The following is a 16,434-nucleotide window of genomic DNA, read 5'->3' on the forward strand; positions in this document are numbered from 1 at the left end:
TATTATAATCATCCGGGCCGGTCTTGACCGGCCTTGTGATTGTAAAGGCAGGAACATTTGATCAAGGCATTATAACATTTGTACAATCTAACCATTGCAATAGTGCTCCGAGTAGGAGCTTTTCTTTCGTTTGCGGAACCAAACTATATCAGTTATAAGGGTGATTACATGGGTGCAGCAACCCCCGTCGTTGAGTTGAAACAGATAACGAAGCGTTTCCCAGGCATTGTTGCCAACGACGCCATCAGCCTTCAGCTTCAGAAAGGCGAGATTCATGCTCTACTGGGCGAAAACGGCGCTGGTAAGTCAACATTGATGAACATTGTTTTTGGTCTCTATCAGCCAGATGAAGGTTCCATTGAAGTGAATGGCAAACCTGTCATCATTGACAGTCCGAACCGGGCGATCGATCTTGGCATCGGTATGGTGCATCAGCACTTTAAGCTTGTGCAGCCGTTCACGGTAACAGAGAACATTATTTTGGGATCCGAGCCTACAAAGGGTCTCAATATTAACTATAAAAAGGCCGCTGCAGAAGTACAGCGCTTGTCCGAGCAATATGGACTCAAAGTAAATCCTCATGCCAAAATTCACGATATTTCTGTCGGCATGCAGCAGCGTGTTGAGATTGTTAAAACGCTATATCGTGGTGCGGACATTTTGATCTTTGATGAACCAACAGCAGTACTTACACCACAAGAAATCAAAGAGCTGATGGTCATCATGAAAAAGCTTGTCGCTGAAGGCAAGTCGATCATTCTGATTACGCACAAGCTGAAAGAAATTATGGAAATTTCGGATACGGTTACGATTATTCGTCGTGGTAAAGTCATTGATTCGGTCAAAACTTCGGAAACCAATCCGAATGAACTCGCAGAAAAAATGGTTGGCCGAAACGTTACGTTTAAAGTGGATAAGAAGCCTGCCACACCTGGAGCCAATGTACTTGAGGTCAGCAAGCTGATGGCCAAAAATAAAGAAGGTATCGCGGTTCTGAACGATCTGAACTTAAATGTGCGTGCAGGAGAGATTGTTGGTATTGCCGGGGTAGACGGTAATGGTCAAAGTGAATTGATTGAAGCCTTGACAGGTTTGCGCAAAGTGGATAGCGGATCGATCCGTTTGGAAGGAAAAGAGCTTTCCAATCACTCTCCTCGTCACATCTCAGAAGCTGGCGTTGCTCATATTCCGGAGGATCGACATAAGCATGGGCTTGTTCTGGATTTTTCGGTGAGTGAAAATATCGTTCTGGAATCATATTACAAGGAGCCGTATACGCGAAAAGGCTTCCTGAATTTTGATGCGATTAAAAAGCAGGCGAAGCGGCTGGTAGAAGCATTTGACGTGCGTACACCGAGTATCGAGACGAAAGCACGTTCCTTGTCGGGAGGAAACCAGCAGAAAGCCATTATAGCCCGTGAGGTGGATAAAAACCCTGAATTGCTGATTGCTGCCCAGCCCACACGTGGATTGGACGTAGGGGCTATCGAGTTCGTGCAAAAGCAATTGATTGCTCAGCGCGATCAGGGGAAGGCTGTTTTATTGATTTCGTTCGAACTCGATGAGATTATGAACGTTTCAGACCGCATTGCGGTTATCTATGAAGGACAGATCGTTGGCGAGGTGCTGCCGGAAGAAACCAATGACAGGGAGCTTGGCTTGATGATGGCGGGCAGCACCCAAAAGAGAGGTACTGCGCATGAATAAAGTGTTAAAATGGTTTACCCGAGATTCGTTTATTTTGCCTGTTGTAGCGATTCTGATGGGGCTTATTCTCGGCGGAATTGTTATGCTAATTGGTGGATATAACCCGTTTGAAGCATACGGTGCTTTATTCAAAAAAGTATTTGGTGACATGTACAACTTCGGGGAAGCTGTGCGGGAAATGACTCCGCTCATTATGACGGGCCTTGCTTTTGCTTTTGCGGCTCGTGCCGGGTTGTTTAATATCGGGGGCGAAGGACAGTTTCTCGTAGGGATGACAGCAGCTACGTTTGTAGGTGTGAAGTTTACTGGTCTGCCTATTTATATTCATGCACCACTGGCGTTAATTGCGGGTGCGGTATTTGGTGGGCTCTGGGCAGCAATTGCTGGTTACCTGAAAGCTGCACGCGGGGTCAACGAAGTTATCAGTAGTATTATGCTGAACTGGATTGGTTTATATTTAGCCAATCTGATCGTGCGTCAATTTTTGCTTTTGCAAGGGGAGAACCGCTCCGTTGATATCAGCGAGTCGGCCTCTATCAGTCTGACTTGGCTTTCTGAATTGATGGGCAATTCACGTGTTCATATGGGAACGTTGATTGCTCTTGTAATGGCAGTGCTCTTTTATATCTACATGTGGAAAACAAAGCAGGGATATGAAATCCGTGCCGTCGGTTATAACCCGAATGCAGCGGAATATGCAGGTATGCACGTTAATCGGAATATCGTCAAAGCGATGTTTATCAGTGGCATGCTCGCAGGGCTTGGCGGAGCGTTCCAGGTTCTCGGGGTATTTCAGTATCAGACCGTAATGTCAGGTTCTCCAGGCACCGGGTTTGACGGAATTGCAGTTGCTTTGATTGGTCTAAATCATCCGTTTGGAGTGTTACTTGGTGCGTTGCTCTTCGGTACGCTTACTTACGGTTCTGCAGGAATGAGCTTTGCTGCGGATGTACCACCTGAGATTATTCGGATTGTCATCGGTTCGATTATCTTCTTCATTGCCGCACAAGGCATCGTGCGCTGGGTACTTAAACCGTTCTATTCCAAGCGCAAGAAAGAGAAGGTGTTGTAGATGGACTTGTTGACAATCGGGCAAATTATCAATACGACGCTTGTCTTTGCTACGGCATTGATTTTTGCTTCCCTTGGCGGGATATTCTCGGAAAAATCTGGGGTAACAAACCTTGGACTTGAAGGTTTCATGGTGTTTGGTGCGTTCGCAGCCGGTATTGGTGCTCACTATGCCCAAGAAGCGGGTATGGGCGGGACAACATCGGCGTGGATGGGGGTACTGCTTGCCATTGTGCTTGGTGTACTCGTTTCACTTATTCACGCGGTAGCATCCATTACGTTTAAAGCTGATCAGATTATCAGTGGTATCGTCATTAACTTTTTAGCGGCAGGAAGTACACTGTATTTGGTAAAACTGCTGTTTGAAGGTTCAGGTGATTCACCTTTGGTACAAGGCTTCAGCAAATTTAATGTGCCGTTTCTCGAAAACATTCCTTTGCTTGGAGAAGCATTTTTCAAAAATGTATATCCAACGACTTACCTAGCGATTTTGTTTGTATTCCTGACATATTACATTATGTTTAAAACACCGTTTGGACTTCGTCTGCGTTCTGTAGGTGAACATCCAAGCGCGGCGGATACTGTCGGGGTTAAAGTTCGTCGTTACCGTTACGTTGCTGTTATGATAAGTGGTGCGCTTGCGGCGATTGGTGGAGCAGCCATTACATTGACAACAACAGGTACGTTTTCGCATAATACCGTTTCCGGTCAAGGTTACATTGCGATTGCAGCGATGATCTTTGGTAAATGGAATCCAATCGGTGCTTTCGGCGCGGCTGTATTTTTTGGATTCTCTCAAGCGATCCGTAACTATGTGCAATTGTTTGAATGGTCACAGAGTATTCCCCAGGAAATTATTTTCATGTTGCCTTATTTGCTTACGATTATCGTTCTGGTGGCTGCGGTTGGACGTTCTTCGGCTCCATCTGCGCTGGGCGAACCGTATGATCCTGGTAAAAGGTAACTTTAGCAAACCGGATATCATTTGGTATCCAAAACATAATTTCGAGAAAAGACCTGCGATTTTGAGCGGGTCTTTTTTTTGTGCGCTCCATTGTAGTACCCAACTTTTTCGGTAGGGACAAAGAAACAGGCGAATTCGGTCATGGACGAATACACTGTTTTGAATGATCCGAGGAGGAGGGATAGTATGAGAAAACAGGTTACGCGTGCTGAAGCGATGAAACTTATAGGCAAAAACATAGTTGCGGTCAAAAAAGACGGTACTCGGGTTACGGGGAAACTGTTAAAAGTATCAGGTAACAAACTCGTTCTCAAGCGTTTAGGTGGAAAAAAAGTACGTACCAAAGCCATCTTGCCTTTGGTATTATTTGACCTGCTGGCCATTGCGACCTTACCTTACGCTTATGGCCAAGGCCCGGGATTCGGACCAGGGTATGGTCCAGGTCCGAAACCTGATTGTTGCCCAGGGTACGGCCCTGGTTATGGTCCCGGACCGGGTTACGGCCCAGGCCCAGGATATGGTCCTTATGGTCCCGGACCGAGACCGCCTGGATTTTTCTAAAAGCGACTAGAGTCTTTTTTCCATTTCGTAACAGCGACTGATCAGGATATATCTCAGGTTTTGATATCCATTTTTTTGATAGAATTGATTCCCCTTGATATTGCCTTCATCCACCATGACTTTGGATTTTTTGCAACCACGGGATGCTGCAAAGTTCTCTGCTTCATGCAGTAACGTCTGTCCGTAACGCTTTCGTTGCTCTTTCGAACTAACGGCCATCATATCTACGTAAAGCAGTTCTCCATGCATGAGAAAATGAATGAATGCCACAGCAGGTTTATTTGGCTCCGGCGAGATTACAAAGGTCATGCCCCTGTTCATTCGCAGGGGTATTTCTTTGCGTATTTTATGGATTTCCTTCTCGCTCATATGTGATAAAGGAACAAGCTGTGTGTCAATCAGCTTCATAATTGCTCCGTCATCCAGCTTGGATGAACGCTGACGAATGATCATGCGGGGCCTCCTTTCAAGGCCAGTCGTGCGGCCTGTATATCTTATGCCTGGGGCGAGATAAAAGGTGACTGCATGAAGGCCGGACATTGAGGCAATCATAGAGTGGAGAGCGTGTGTAAATGTGGTTAGCATATTTTTATCAAAAACAGGTATTGACTTATCGGTTAGAGGAATCATATAATGTTCCTAACATTTAACGAGAATATTTCATCGGCTATGAAGAGGACGAAGTTTTAAGGGCTCTTTTGCTCAGAGAGTGGATGGATTTGCTGAAACCACCACCATTACCCCTTATATACGAGCTCACCTCGGAGCTGTTTTCCTGAAAAGCATTGGAACGTCAAATCCATGCGTATTAGGGGGAATCGTAAGTCTGCGTTACAGACAACAGGTATGGGAGACGACTACGTCGTTTGTACATCGTTTTGTTATACCTGGTAAGGTCCGTTATTGCGAAATTTCGGACAAAGTTGGGTGGTACCACGGAAGCGATAACCTTTCGTCCCTCGCAAGCATGAACTTGTTTGCAGGGATGGAAGGTTTTTTTGTACCTTTTTATGTCAGAATGGTGTAAATTTCGAGAGGAGGATGACTAATGGGAGCTCAAATTCCAGAAGTACGATCGACAGATGAATTACGTGAAAGATGGATGAAGCCGGAGGTCATTAGCGGTTCCGAGATTTTGCTAAGAAGTTTGCTGCTTGAAGGTGTGGACTGTGTCTTCGGTTATCCGGGCGGTGCGGTATTGTACATTTACGATGCGATGTATGGCTTTGAAGATTTCAAACACGTTCTAACTCGTCACGAGCAAGGTGCCATTCATGCGGCTGACGGTTATGCACGAGCAAGTGGAAAAGTCGGCGTATGTATCGCGACCTCCGGTCCAGGTGCAACGAACCTCGTTACAGGAATTGCAACGGCATATATGGATTCCGTACCACTGGTTGTCATTACGGGTAATGTCAATTCCAGCTTAATCGGCTCGGATGCTTTCCAGGAAGCGGATATCACTGGTATTACAATGCCGATCACCAAACACAGTTATCTGGTGAAAGATGTAAAAGACCTGGCGGGCATCATTCATGAGGCATTCCATATTGCTAATACCGGACGTAAAGGACCTGTACTGATCGATATTCCAAAAGATGTATCGGCAAACAAAACGTTGTTTGAACCGAGCACTGAACCTGTTATATTGAGAGGGTACAATCCACGCACGGTACCGAATAAACTGCAGGTGGATCGTTTGGCACAGGCCATTCAGGAAGCAGAGCGACCAATGATTATTGCAGGTGGCGGTGTAGTTTACTCTGGCGGACACGAAGCGCTTTTCGAGTTTGTGGAGAAGACGGGCATCCCGATCACAACAACACTTCTCGGACTTGGAGCTTTTCCAAGTGGACATGAGCTTTGGACTGGAATGCCGGGAATGCACGGAACCTACACGTCGAACATGGCCATTCAGCAATCGGACTTGCTCATCAACATCGGTGCACGATTTGATGACCGGGTAACGGGTAAGCTAGACGGATTCGCACCACACGCGAAAATTGTTCATATCGACATTGATCCTGCAGAGATCGGCAAAAACATTGCGACAGATATTCCGATTGTAGGCGATGTGAAAACAGTACTGGAGATTGCAAACAAGGAAGTTGGACGTGCTGAACGTGCAGATGCCTGGAGAGATCAGATCAAACAGTGGAAACAGGAAAAGCCGTATAGCTACACGGATTCGGATGAAGTGTTAAAACCGCAATGGGTTGTTGAATTGTTGAACGACACCACAAAAGGTGAAGCAATCGTAACAACGGACGTTGGACAACATCAAATGTGGGCAGCACAATACTACAAATTTAATCAACCGCGCTCATGGGTTACTTCAGGTGGACTTGGAACAATGGGCTTTGGATTCCCATCTGCGATCGGTGCACAAATGGCTAATCCGGATCGACTGGTAATCTCCATTAATGGGGACGGCGGGATGCAGATGTGTTCTCAAGAACTGGCAATCTGTGCGATCAATAACATTCCAGTTAAAATTGTAATTATTAACAACGAAGTACTTGGTATGGTTCGTCAGTGGCAGGAACTGATTTACGAAAATCGCTACAGTCACATTGATCTGGCAGGAAGCCCTGATTTTGTGAAGTTGGCTGAAGCTTATGGAGTGAAGGGACTGCGGGCAACGAACAAGGAAGAAGCCGAGCGTGCATGGCAGGAAGCTTTGGATACACCAGGGCCAGTCGTTGTAGAATTCGTTGTACGTAAGGATGAGAATGTATATCCAATGGTTCCGCAAGGAGCAACAATCGATCAAATGCTGATGGGAGATGCTGAAGAATGATAAGACATACGATTTCGATATTGGTTAATGACCAGCCAGGTGTCCTTCAGCGTGTATCCGGATTGTTTGGTCGACGCGGGTATAACATCGAAAGCATTACAGTAGGTCAATCTGAAGAGCCAGGACTTTCCCGAATGGTCATTGTTACGATTGGTGACGACAAAACACTCGAACAGATTGAGAAACAGCTGTATAAAATCATTGATGTTATCAAAGTGGTTGACTTTAGCTTGAAACCGATGGTTGCTCGTGAACTCGCGCTGATTAAGGTGAAGGCAGAGCCCTCTGAGCGTCCAGAAATTTTGGGTGTAGTGGAAACTTTCCGTGCATCGGTTGTCGATGTAGGCCCAGCAAGTCTGATGGTACAGGCCGTTGGTGATACAGACAAAATTGATGCGATGATCGAACTGCTCAAGCCATATGGCATTCGTGAATTGTCCCGTACAGGCGTAACAGCATTGGTACGAGGCAACGTATAGAGGTATAATGAAATCAAGATGGGCTGATCCATACATGAACACAGTGATTTACTTGTGAAAATGCTCAGTTAGCGTAAAATAAATGCTATCTGATCCAAATGTGTCAGTCCAGTAACTGCTGTAAAGTAACATTTTAGTGATGTAACGCTTGAAAAGAGAGCCACACCCCCGTATTAACGAGCGGGTGTCTGAACGGATCGGATCAGAAGCGGCGATAATCAGCATCAATCAGGCAGTTTTTTACCTAGATGTGAAGGTTACCGGTCCATTGAGACACCCGCTCATTAATGAAGGGTTCTTTACAATACAAAGGAGGACTTATAACATGCCAGTAACTACTTATTATGAACAGGATGCAGAGCTTAGCGTATTGAAAGGAAAAACGATCGCGGTGATCGGATATGGTAGCCAAGGTCATGCTCAGGCACAAAACCTGCGTGACAGCGGATTGAACGTAGTCATCGGACTTCGTGAAGGTAAATCTTTTGACGCTGCTAAAAATGATGGATTTGAAGTGTTGTCTCCGGCTGAAGCAACTAGCCGTGCAGATGTGGTTCAAATCTTGCTGCCGGATGAAACACAAGCTTCTGTATACAAAAACGAAATCGAACCGAACCTGAAAAAAGGCGCAGCATTGCTCTTCTCTCACGGTTTCAACGTTCACTTCGGCCAAATCGTAGCTCCAAAAGACAGCGATGTATTGCTGGTAGCTCCTAAGTCCCCTGGCCACATGGTACGTCGTACCTATGTAGAAGGATTCGGCGTTCCTGGTCTGATCGCGATCGAAAAAGATGCGACTGGTAAAGCGAAAGACATCGGTCTCGCTTATGCTAAAGGAATCGGCTGTACACGTGCAGGCGTTATCGAAACTTCCTTCCGTGAAGAAACAGAAACAGACTTGTTCGGTGAGCAAGCGGTTCTGTGTGGCGGTGTAAGTGCCCTCGTTAAAGCTGGTTTCGAAACGTTGACAGAAGCTGGATATGCTCCAGAAATGGCGTACTTCGAGTGTCTGCACGAATTGAAACTGATCGTTGACATGATGTACGAAGGGGGTCTCGCAAGCATGCGTGATTCCATCAGTAACACTGCGGAATATGGTGACTATGTAACGGGACCACGTGTCGTTACTGAAGATACAAAGAAAGCAATGAAAGAAGTGCTTTCCGATATCCAACAAGGTAAATTCGCACGTGACTTCATCTTGGAAAACCAATCCGGCCGTGCATTCTTGACAGCAACACGTCGTAACGAAGCTGAACACCCAATCGAAGTGGTTGGCGGACAATTGCGTGAAATGATGCACTGGATCAAAAAGTAAGCAACAATTACGTTCACTTTTTGAACAAACATCTTAAGGGATTCAAGCAACTTACAGCGTGAACTGGAAATAGCGGCCGTGCTTATGCGTGAGCCGCTATTCTGGTTTACAGAAATGAATAATAAGCAGGGGGTGCGAAGGTGCGTAAAATCTATGTATTTGACACAACGCTGCGTGATGGTGAACAATCTCCAGGAGTCAATCTGAACACTCGCGAGAAGGTGGAGATTGCCCATCAACTGGAGCGTCTTGGCATTGACCGGATGGAGGCAGGTTTCCCAGCAGCATCTCCGGGTGACTTGGCAGCAGTTAACGCCGTAGCGAAAGCGGTTAAAAATATTACAGTGATCGGCTTGTCCCGCTCAAGAGAGCAGGATATCGATGCGGTGAAGGAAGCCCTTAAAGGTGCACAAGACCCGTGCATTCACGTATTTTTGGCCACTTCGCCAATCCATCGGCAGCATAAGTTACGCATGGATAAAGGGCAGGTTCTGGATACGGCTCGCTCTGCGATTCGTTATGCGAAGAAGACGTTTTCCAAGATTGAGTTTTCTTTGGAGGATGCAGGACGTACCGAGTATGATTTCCTCGTAGAAATGGTGAATATGGCCGTTGAAGAGGGTGCTTCTGTCGTTAACATTCCGGATACGGTCGGTTACCTGAGCCCATATGAATACGGGAATATTTTCAAGCATCTGAAAGAAAATGTTCACAACATCGATAAAGTTCAGCTGAGTGCACACTGTCACAACGATCTGGGGATGGCAACAGCAAATACGCTTGCCGCCATTTTGAACGGTGCTGATCAGATTGAAGGTACGATTAACGGTATCGGAGAGCGTGCAGGAAACACGGCAATTGAAGAAATTGCGATGGCGCTCGAAACACGTCAGGAGTTTTTCCAGGCGAAAACGACACTGCAGCTGTCTGAGATCGCACGTACCAGCCGTTTGGTTAGCCGTTTGACCGGTATGGTTGTTCCTGGCAATAAAGCAATTGTGGGCGCTAATGCCTTTGCTCATGAGTCCGGCATTCACCAGGATGGCATGTTGAAGGAAAAAACAACCTACGAGATCATGACGCCAGAAACGATCGGTCTCAAAGAGAGCAAGCTAGTGCTTGGCAAACACTCCGGACGTCACGCGTTCCGTGAACGCTTGATTGAACTCGGGTATGAACTGGATGATGAGGCGTTGAACCGCGCTTTTGCACAATTTAAAGATCTGGCAGACAAGAAAAAAGAAGTTACCGATGAAGACCTGCTTGCCGTAATCGAAGAGAAATTACAGGATGCACCTGAGGTGTACAAACTGGAATCGATCTTTGTTACGTACGGTGATGAATCCGTGCCTACAGCTAAGGTGCGTATTGCTACGCTGGAAGGTGAAACGGTGGAGAAACAAGCGGAAGGTAATGGTTCGGTGGACGCAATCTATAACGCTATTGATCAGGTGAGCGGAGAAGAAGTTACGCTATCCGACTATTCCATCAAATCAGTAACACACGGTAAAGACGCACTAGGTGAGGTCCATGTTGTCCTTACTCAGAATCAAGTTTCTGTTCAAGGACGCGGCGTGAGCACAGATATCCTCGGCGCTAGCGCTCGTGCGTATGTTGACGGCTTGAACCAATTGATTGAGAAACGCAAAACGTACACCAACCGTGTTAACGTCAATTTGTAGAAGAGTACTGCACGGTGTGCTGAAGTACAAATTTACAAACCTGTTAACTAGGCCGGAATAGTAAAGCCATAGTCGGTATAGTAAAGCTAAAGCAGAACATGTTAAAAAGTCTGACCCTTCTGGAGTCGACTGTACCTTGTAGGTTAGACGTTATGAAGTCTATCTATGAGTACAGTCCAGCGAGGGTCAGACTTTTTATAATATCAATTTACCAAGCGTATGCGTTAGGGGCGTGTCCGCCAGGACCAGGGAAGATTTCATCCAAACGATTAAGAGTGGATTCATCGAGTGTCAGGTCAAGACATTTCAAGGCGGTTTCGAATTGCTCCAGTGTACGTGGACCAATGATTGGCGCAGTAACAGCCGGATTGGCAGCTACCCAGGCAAGTGCAACGGTATCTTGCGGTTCACCAAGATCACGGCAAAGTGCAGCGAAATCTTCAAGTTGCGTCTGATGTTGTTCAATTCGTTCTGAAATGCCTCCGCTGCGAGTTCCTTCAAGTTTCTGTAAGGCATTACGTCCGAGCAGACCGCCATCCAGCGGGCTCCATGGAATGACGCCAAGTCCGAGCGCTTTAGCGGCTGGTAATACCTCCAGCTCTGGCAGACGACAATTCAGGCTGTATTTATGTTGCTCCGATACAAGGCCGAGGAAGTGACGGTTTTTCGCTTCACTCTGAGCAAGGGCGATCTGCCACGCGGCAAAATTACTTGAGCCGACATATCCGATTTTACCTTGGTATACTGCATGCTCGAATGCACCCCACAACTCGTCCCACGTGATGACCGGATCAACATGGTGCATCTGGTATAATTCAATATGATCGGTTTGCAGGCGTTGTAGAGAGCCTTCAAGGTGACGTCTGATTTTATATGCGGAGAGACCAGCTTCGTTGTTAGGGCCATCTGTTTCATCATGCATGGAGCCGTAGACTTTGGTGGCAAGCACAACCTTTTCACGTCTGCCCCCGCCTTGTTTGAACCAACGCCCGATGATTTCTTCGGTGAGACCGGAATTTTCCCCCCAGCCATAAATGTTAGCGGTATCAAAAAAGTTAACGCCGGCATCCAGAGCTGCATCCATAATGCGGAAAGCTTCTTTCTCGTCTGTGGCTGGTCCAAAATTCATCGTACCAAGACAGATACGGCTGACCTTAAGGCCTGATTTACCCAAATACGAATATTGCATGTTAAACATCCCTCCAGCATCCCTGATTTAATTTCAGCTATATTTTACCTTACCCTGAACTGGCGAACAACTTCGAAGCTTGCCATGATCCTCCTTATAGGCAAAAACTATTAAAGTCATAGATTGTATATCTTGGTCAAATGACCGTAGAATATGATACAAAGAAGAGAGTTATTTATGAGACGATGTTTACACAGAAACGCTAACATGAGCGAATCCGTGATGAATGAATATGAGGGAGTGGACAACCTATGGCAGACGTGAAAAAGATTGCAGTAATCGCAGGTGACGGAATTGGTCCTGAAGTTGTGGCTGAGGCGGAAAAAGTTCTGAAACGTACGGAGGAAGTGTTCGGTTATCGTTTTGAAACTGAGCACGCGCTGTTTGGTGGCATTGCCATCGACGAGAAAGGCACACCACTTCCGGAAGAAACATTGACTGTATGTAAAAATGCAGATGCAGTGTTGCTCGGAGCTGTAGGTGGACCTAAATGGGATAATAACAGTAAGGAGTTGCGTCCTGAAACAGGACTGCTGGGTATTCGTAAAGCGCTCGGACTGTTCTCCAACCTGCGTCCGGCCGTTGTGTTTGATTGCTTGAAAGACGCATCCACGCTGAAACCGGAAGTACTTGAAGGTACGGACCTGATGGTTGTTCGTGAACTGACGGGTGGAATTTATTTCGGTGAGAAGTTCAGACGTGAGAGTGCCCAAGGTGAAGAGGCCGTGGACACTTGTGCTTACAATGTTGCGGAAGTAGAGCGCATCGTACGTCAAGCATTTGAGATCGCTCAAGGTCGCCGTAAAAAGCTGGCATCTGTCGATAAAGCTAACGTGCTGGAAACATCCCGCCTCTGGCGTGAAGTGGTTAACCGTGTAGCTCCAGATTACCCGGATGTTGAACTGGAGCATGTGCTTGTAGACAACTGCGCGATGCAGTTGCTGCGTCGTCCAGCAAGCTTTGACGTCATCGTAACAGAAAATATGTTCGGTGACATTCTGAGTGATGAAGCAGCTATGCTGACAGGTTCTATCGGTATGCTTGCTTCGGCATCGCTGGGTGAAGGAAGCTTCGGTCTATATGAACCGGTACACGGCTCTGCGCCGGATATTGCGGGTCAAGGCCTAGCTAACCCGATTGCTACCATCTTGTCGCTCGCGTTGATGTTCCGGACAACGTTTGGCTATGCAGAGGGTGCAGATGCGATTGAAGAAGCGGTAGCGAACGTACTGAATGCGGGCCACCGCACAAGTGACATCGCTGTTGATAAGAGCAAAGCGATCAGCACGACCGAAATGGGCGATCTGATTGTTGCAGCTATTCAGAAAAAGGCTTAGGTTTCGGTTAAGCCTTGTCCAATTTTAGAAACATTAACACTAACATATCTCAGGATACCGTCCTGTGGTTCGCATAAGAAACAGCCCTTTGATGCCCTAGTAGACCGTCTTTTGGTTTCTAATAGAGGAGAATGCAAAGGGCTGTTCCTTTCTCATTCTCGTCTTAGATTAGGCACTAAAAATTCTTATTTATAATTATTATAAAAAAATAACGTTTATAATCTTGACTTTGAGAAGTGCGGATGATAACATTTTATTTGTACTTGAGAACAAGTATCAACAAATTGATTAATGACAGGACAAGCGCTTGCGTGTATCCTGATGATGAGCAATCCATATGGATGCTTACATAATCCCAAAGGAGGAATTTTTAGTTATGGCAGAACGTTTGGTTGGTAGACCAGCACCAGATTTCGCAATGGAAACAGTATCAGGAGACGGACAAGATTTTGGTTCCGTTAAACTGTCCGATTACCGTGGCAAATGGCTTGTATTCTTCTTTTATCCTTTGGACTTCACATTCGTGTGCCCAACTGAAATCACAGCTTTGAGCGACGCTTCCGAGCAATTCAAAGCTTTGGATACAGAAATTCTTGGCGTGAGCGTAGACTCCGTACACAGCCACAAAGCATGGATCAACACACCTAAAGACAGCAACGGTCTTGGTCAGTTGAACTTCCCGCTCGCTTCCGATATCACGAAGCAAGTAGCTAAAGACTACGGCGTTCTGATCGAAGAAGAAGGCGTAGCATTGCGCGGTCTGTTCATCATCGATCCAGAAGGCGAACTGAAATACCAAGTCGTTAACCACAACGATGTAGGCCGCAGTGTTGAAGAAACACTTCGCGTACTGCAAGCACTTCAATCCGGTGGATTGTGTGCAATGAACTGGAAACCAGGCGACAGCAACCTGTAAGCCGGGTTTACTTGAACGATTGATGTTCAAGCCCTCATCCCACTCGGGATTGAGGGCTTTTTGCAACCTTTTCCAAAGATATAACGTTAACTTAATGGAGGTGTTTGAACAAGCTGTCAGACGTGTTAATAATGTTATAGAAGAAGAACTTCTTTTTATAAAAGAAAGAGGAATTGAAGGCTTGTAAGGCGAATAGGGTATGGAAACCCGGTAATTTAATTCCGGTGATCCGCACTTATCATTTGAATATGAATGTGATACACTGTTTGAACGATTCCCTTTCGGAAGTTTTCCAAGTGCACGGGTATATATTAACTATGTTCCCGGCACCTAATAAGGAGGGTGAACAAAAATGAGTTACTGTTGTGGGGCAAGTATGGTTGGAACGAAGGGCACGCTGAAGCATTACCGCACCCAGGTTCATAATGTTCCCCTGCTGTTTTGTCCGGTGTGTCACCGGGTTGAGGTGCATTACAAGGTTGAGAATGAATATGAAATTCTTGCTGAGTATGCGCATGGCGATGGGGCTTCTGAAATTGACTTTCAAGACTACGTGACTGAAGACGAGGATGCCATCTTCGAAAACTGTGTAAACCGCGAGAGCGAAGATGCAATGGTGATTGTTCAGCGTCAGATTGATATGTCACTTGATCTGCTACGGCTCGCCAAGGAAATGAAGGACGAGAAATGGGAGAGCGAATTGAAACGCCGCCTTGCCGTCATGAGTCAACGAAAACTTAAAATTCAGCATAACAAGACTGGGCTATAGATTGCAGTGAGATGTGACATGGATAGACCAATATCCGAATTATACAATATTGAACGAAGCTGATTTCCCAACAGGGCGATACGGCTTCGTTTTTTGTATTTTTTGGATAAACCTTTGTTGTTTTTGCAAAATTATTTCCATTCGACACTTTCTCCGATTGACTCTATTCCCTAAACTTGTCTATGATAAAAGCAGACTTGCAAAAGAGGCGGAGCAAAATAAAGGGTTTTCGTTTGGGAATTGGAAAAGGTTAGTAAGGAACAAACGTAAATGATATTTCCGGACATTCTCGAATGAGCCGGATAGACCAGCTTAAGTTCCGGACATGCCATCCTATTTTCGGCTCAGCCCCCTAATGAAAGGGACCCGGTAATCAATAAAAAATCGGCCCTTCCTGTTTCTGTGATGATATGATGTCCGAACGGCAAAGTTTATCATTTACGTGAAAAGGAGGAACCTGAAGTGATTCGTGAATTTCAGGATATAGTGCCTCAACCAACAGATGTGCTTCCTCAAGTACATCTGGATTACAATAAGTATGAAAATGTACTAGAACACATGGATAGCGGTATTATGTTATTTGATAATCATGGGGTTTTGACGTTTATTAACGTTCAGATGGCTAAATTGCTTGAACTGCCGAGAGGTCTGTTAAGCGGATGCACGTTACTGCAGATGTTGCATCTTCCCCAGATGAGCCGATTCAAGAAAAAGAAAATTTTACGAATTTATCGGGAAACGATCTTTCATCGTAAGCGTTATCATGAACTGACGGATGAGTATGGAAGGCACTGGCTCGTAACGGTGACCTACGGTGATCAGATGGACGGTGATTTTCTTTTTAGTGTCAAGGATGTTTCGGATTACAAACAGATCGAGCAGACGGCCTATCAAAACGATAAACTGGCTATGCTTGGCCGCATCTCTGCATCAATCGCTCATGAGATTCGTAACCCGTTAACAGCCATTCGCGGATTCATTCAGTTGCTTCGGCCTCATCTACTGCAGCTGGGTAAAGACGAGTATGCCAGAATCATACTCACCGAGATCGACAGGGCTAATGACATTATCTATGAATTTCTGAACTCCTCGAAACCTTCGGCTCCGCAGAAAACGGTCATGACCGTAGAATCTTTGCTGAAAGAGGTCGTTCTATTGACCGAGAGTGAAGGGTTGATGAAAGGATGCGAAATTCTGCTCGAAGTGGATGACACCCCGCTTAATGTATCCATTGATGTAAAACAGATTAAACAGGTCATTCTGAATATGGTCAAAAACGCAATGGACGCGATCGAAGAAGTGGGCGAAGAATATACAGGCTTGATAAGGATCACGACAGCGACGGAAAATAATTTTGTGCAAATTACGATTTCGGATAACGGAAGAGGAATGGATCATAACACGTTGGTACGGTTGTTCGATCCTTTCTTTACGACAAAAGAAAGCGGGACGGGCTTGGGACTTTCCGTAAGTTATCGTATTATTAAAAATCATGGAGGCACCATCTCTGTTGATAGTCAAAAAGGCGAAGGCACCAGCTTTATGATCAAACTTCCATTGGTGAATTGACACAGAGGATATCAGAAGGGATCGGTATTTGCCGATTCCTTTGTTTTTTGTCCGTGCGATTAGGGTTATAGT

General features: G+C 45.8%; 14 protein-coding genes. 12 read left to right on the plus strand and 2 right to left on the minus strand.

Annotated elements, in window-relative coordinates:
• Positions 1-168 precede the first annotated feature (168 nt).
• From M3629_RS01430 to M3629_RS01445, 4 genes are all read left to right on the plus strand, one after another.
• Complete coding sequence (locus tag M3629_RS01430) at positions 169-1,707, plus strand: ABC transporter ATP-binding protein (RefSeq protein ID WP_251502618.1); 1,539 nt, start codon at positions 169-171, stop codon at positions 1,705-1,707.
• Positions 1,700-2,779, plus strand: coding sequence for an ABC transporter permease (locus M3629_RS01435; protein ID WP_090922198.1), 1,080 nt, complete (start codon positions 1,700-1,702; stop codon positions 2,777-2,779). Before M3629_RS01430 ends, M3629_RS01435 begins: the two co-directional genes overlap by 8 nt.
• A complete protein-coding gene (locus M3629_RS01440) occupies positions 2,780-3,742 on the plus strand; it encodes an ABC transporter permease (RefSeq protein ID WP_090922200.1) in 963 nt (320 codons plus the stop codon). It abuts the gene before it with no gap.
• Between the two features lie 186 nt (positions 3,743-3,928).
• Positions 3,929-4,303, plus strand: a complete 375-nt coding sequence (locus M3629_RS01445; RefSeq protein ID WP_251502619.1) for a hypothetical protein — start codon at positions 3,929-3,931, stop codon at positions 4,301-4,303.
• 6 nt (positions 4,304-4,309) lie between these two features.
• Here M3629_RS01445 and M3629_RS01450 read toward each other — a convergent pair whose 3' ends face one another.
• Positions 4,310-4,753, minus strand: a complete 444-nt coding sequence (locus M3629_RS01450; RefSeq protein WP_373323213.1) for a GNAT family N-acetyltransferase — start codon at positions 4,751-4,753, stop codon at positions 4,310-4,312.
• A 598-nt stretch (positions 4,754-5,351) separates the two neighbouring features.
• Between M3629_RS01450 and ilvB the strand changes: the two genes are divergently transcribed.
• The 4 genes from ilvB (at position 5,352) to M3629_RS01470 (ending at position 10,582) form a co-directional block, all read left to right on the plus strand.
• Entirely contained in the window at positions 5,352-7,103 is a 1,752-nt protein-coding gene (gene ilvB, locus M3629_RS01455) for a biosynthetic-type acetolactate synthase large subunit (protein WP_090922207.1), read from the plus strand.
• Positions 7,100-7,582: an acetolactate synthase small subunit gene (gene ilvN / locus M3629_RS01460; RefSeq protein ID WP_090922209.1), complete on the plus strand. Its 483-nt coding sequence runs from the start codon at positions 7,100-7,102 to the stop codon at positions 7,580-7,582. The genes ilvB and ilvN overlap by 4 nt, the downstream gene beginning before the upstream one ends.
• A gap of 325 nt (positions 7,583-7,907) precedes the next feature.
• Positions 7,908-8,900 (plus strand): ketol-acid reductoisomerase, encoded by a 993-nt coding sequence (ilvC, locus tag M3629_RS01465; protein WP_090922211.1) that lies wholly within the window; start codon positions 7,908-7,910, stop codon positions 8,898-8,900.
• Positions 8,901-9,040: 140 nt separating this feature from the next.
• Positions 9,041-10,582 (plus strand): 2-isopropylmalate synthase, encoded by a 1,542-nt coding sequence (locus M3629_RS01470; protein WP_251502621.1) that lies wholly within the window; start codon positions 9,041-9,043, stop codon positions 10,580-10,582.
• A gap of 208 nt (positions 10,583-10,790) precedes the next feature.
• Here the strand turns inward: M3629_RS01470 and M3629_RS01475 are convergent, their stop codons facing one another.
• Entirely contained in the window at positions 10,791-11,771 is a 981-nt protein-coding gene (locus tag M3629_RS01475; RefSeq protein WP_123065081.1) for an aldo/keto reductase, read from the minus strand.
• Positions 11,772-12,022: 251 nt separating this feature from the next.
• Between M3629_RS01475 and leuB the strand changes: the two genes are divergently transcribed.
• The 4 genes from leuB (at position 12,023) to M3629_RS01495 (ending at position 16,362) form a co-directional block, all read left to right on the plus strand.
• Positions 12,023-13,108, plus strand: a complete 1,086-nt coding sequence (gene leuB, locus M3629_RS01480) for a 3-isopropylmalate dehydrogenase (protein ID WP_110897647.1) — start codon at positions 12,023-12,025, stop codon at positions 13,106-13,108.
• A 376-nt stretch (positions 13,109-13,484) separates the two neighbouring features.
• Entirely contained in the window at positions 13,485-14,024 is a 540-nt protein-coding gene (locus tag M3629_RS01485; RefSeq protein WP_062320195.1) for a peroxiredoxin, read from the plus strand.
• Between the two features lie 352 nt (positions 14,025-14,376).
• On the plus strand, positions 14,377-14,793 hold the full coding sequence (locus M3629_RS01490; RefSeq protein WP_090922221.1) for a hypothetical protein: 417 nt from the start codon (positions 14,377-14,379) through the stop codon (positions 14,791-14,793).
• 462 nt (positions 14,794-15,255) lie between these two features.
• Positions 15,256-16,362: an ATP-binding protein gene (locus M3629_RS01495; protein WP_435368163.1), complete on the plus strand. Its 1,107-nt coding sequence runs from the start codon at positions 15,256-15,258 to the stop codon at positions 16,360-16,362.
• Positions 16,363-16,434 lie beyond the last annotated feature (72 nt).

The organism is Paenibacillus polysaccharolyticus (assembly GCF_023714295.1).
In the GTDB taxonomy this organism is placed as follows: domain Bacteria; phylum Bacillota; class Bacilli; order Paenibacillales; family Paenibacillaceae; genus Paenibacillus; species Paenibacillus polysaccharolyticus_A.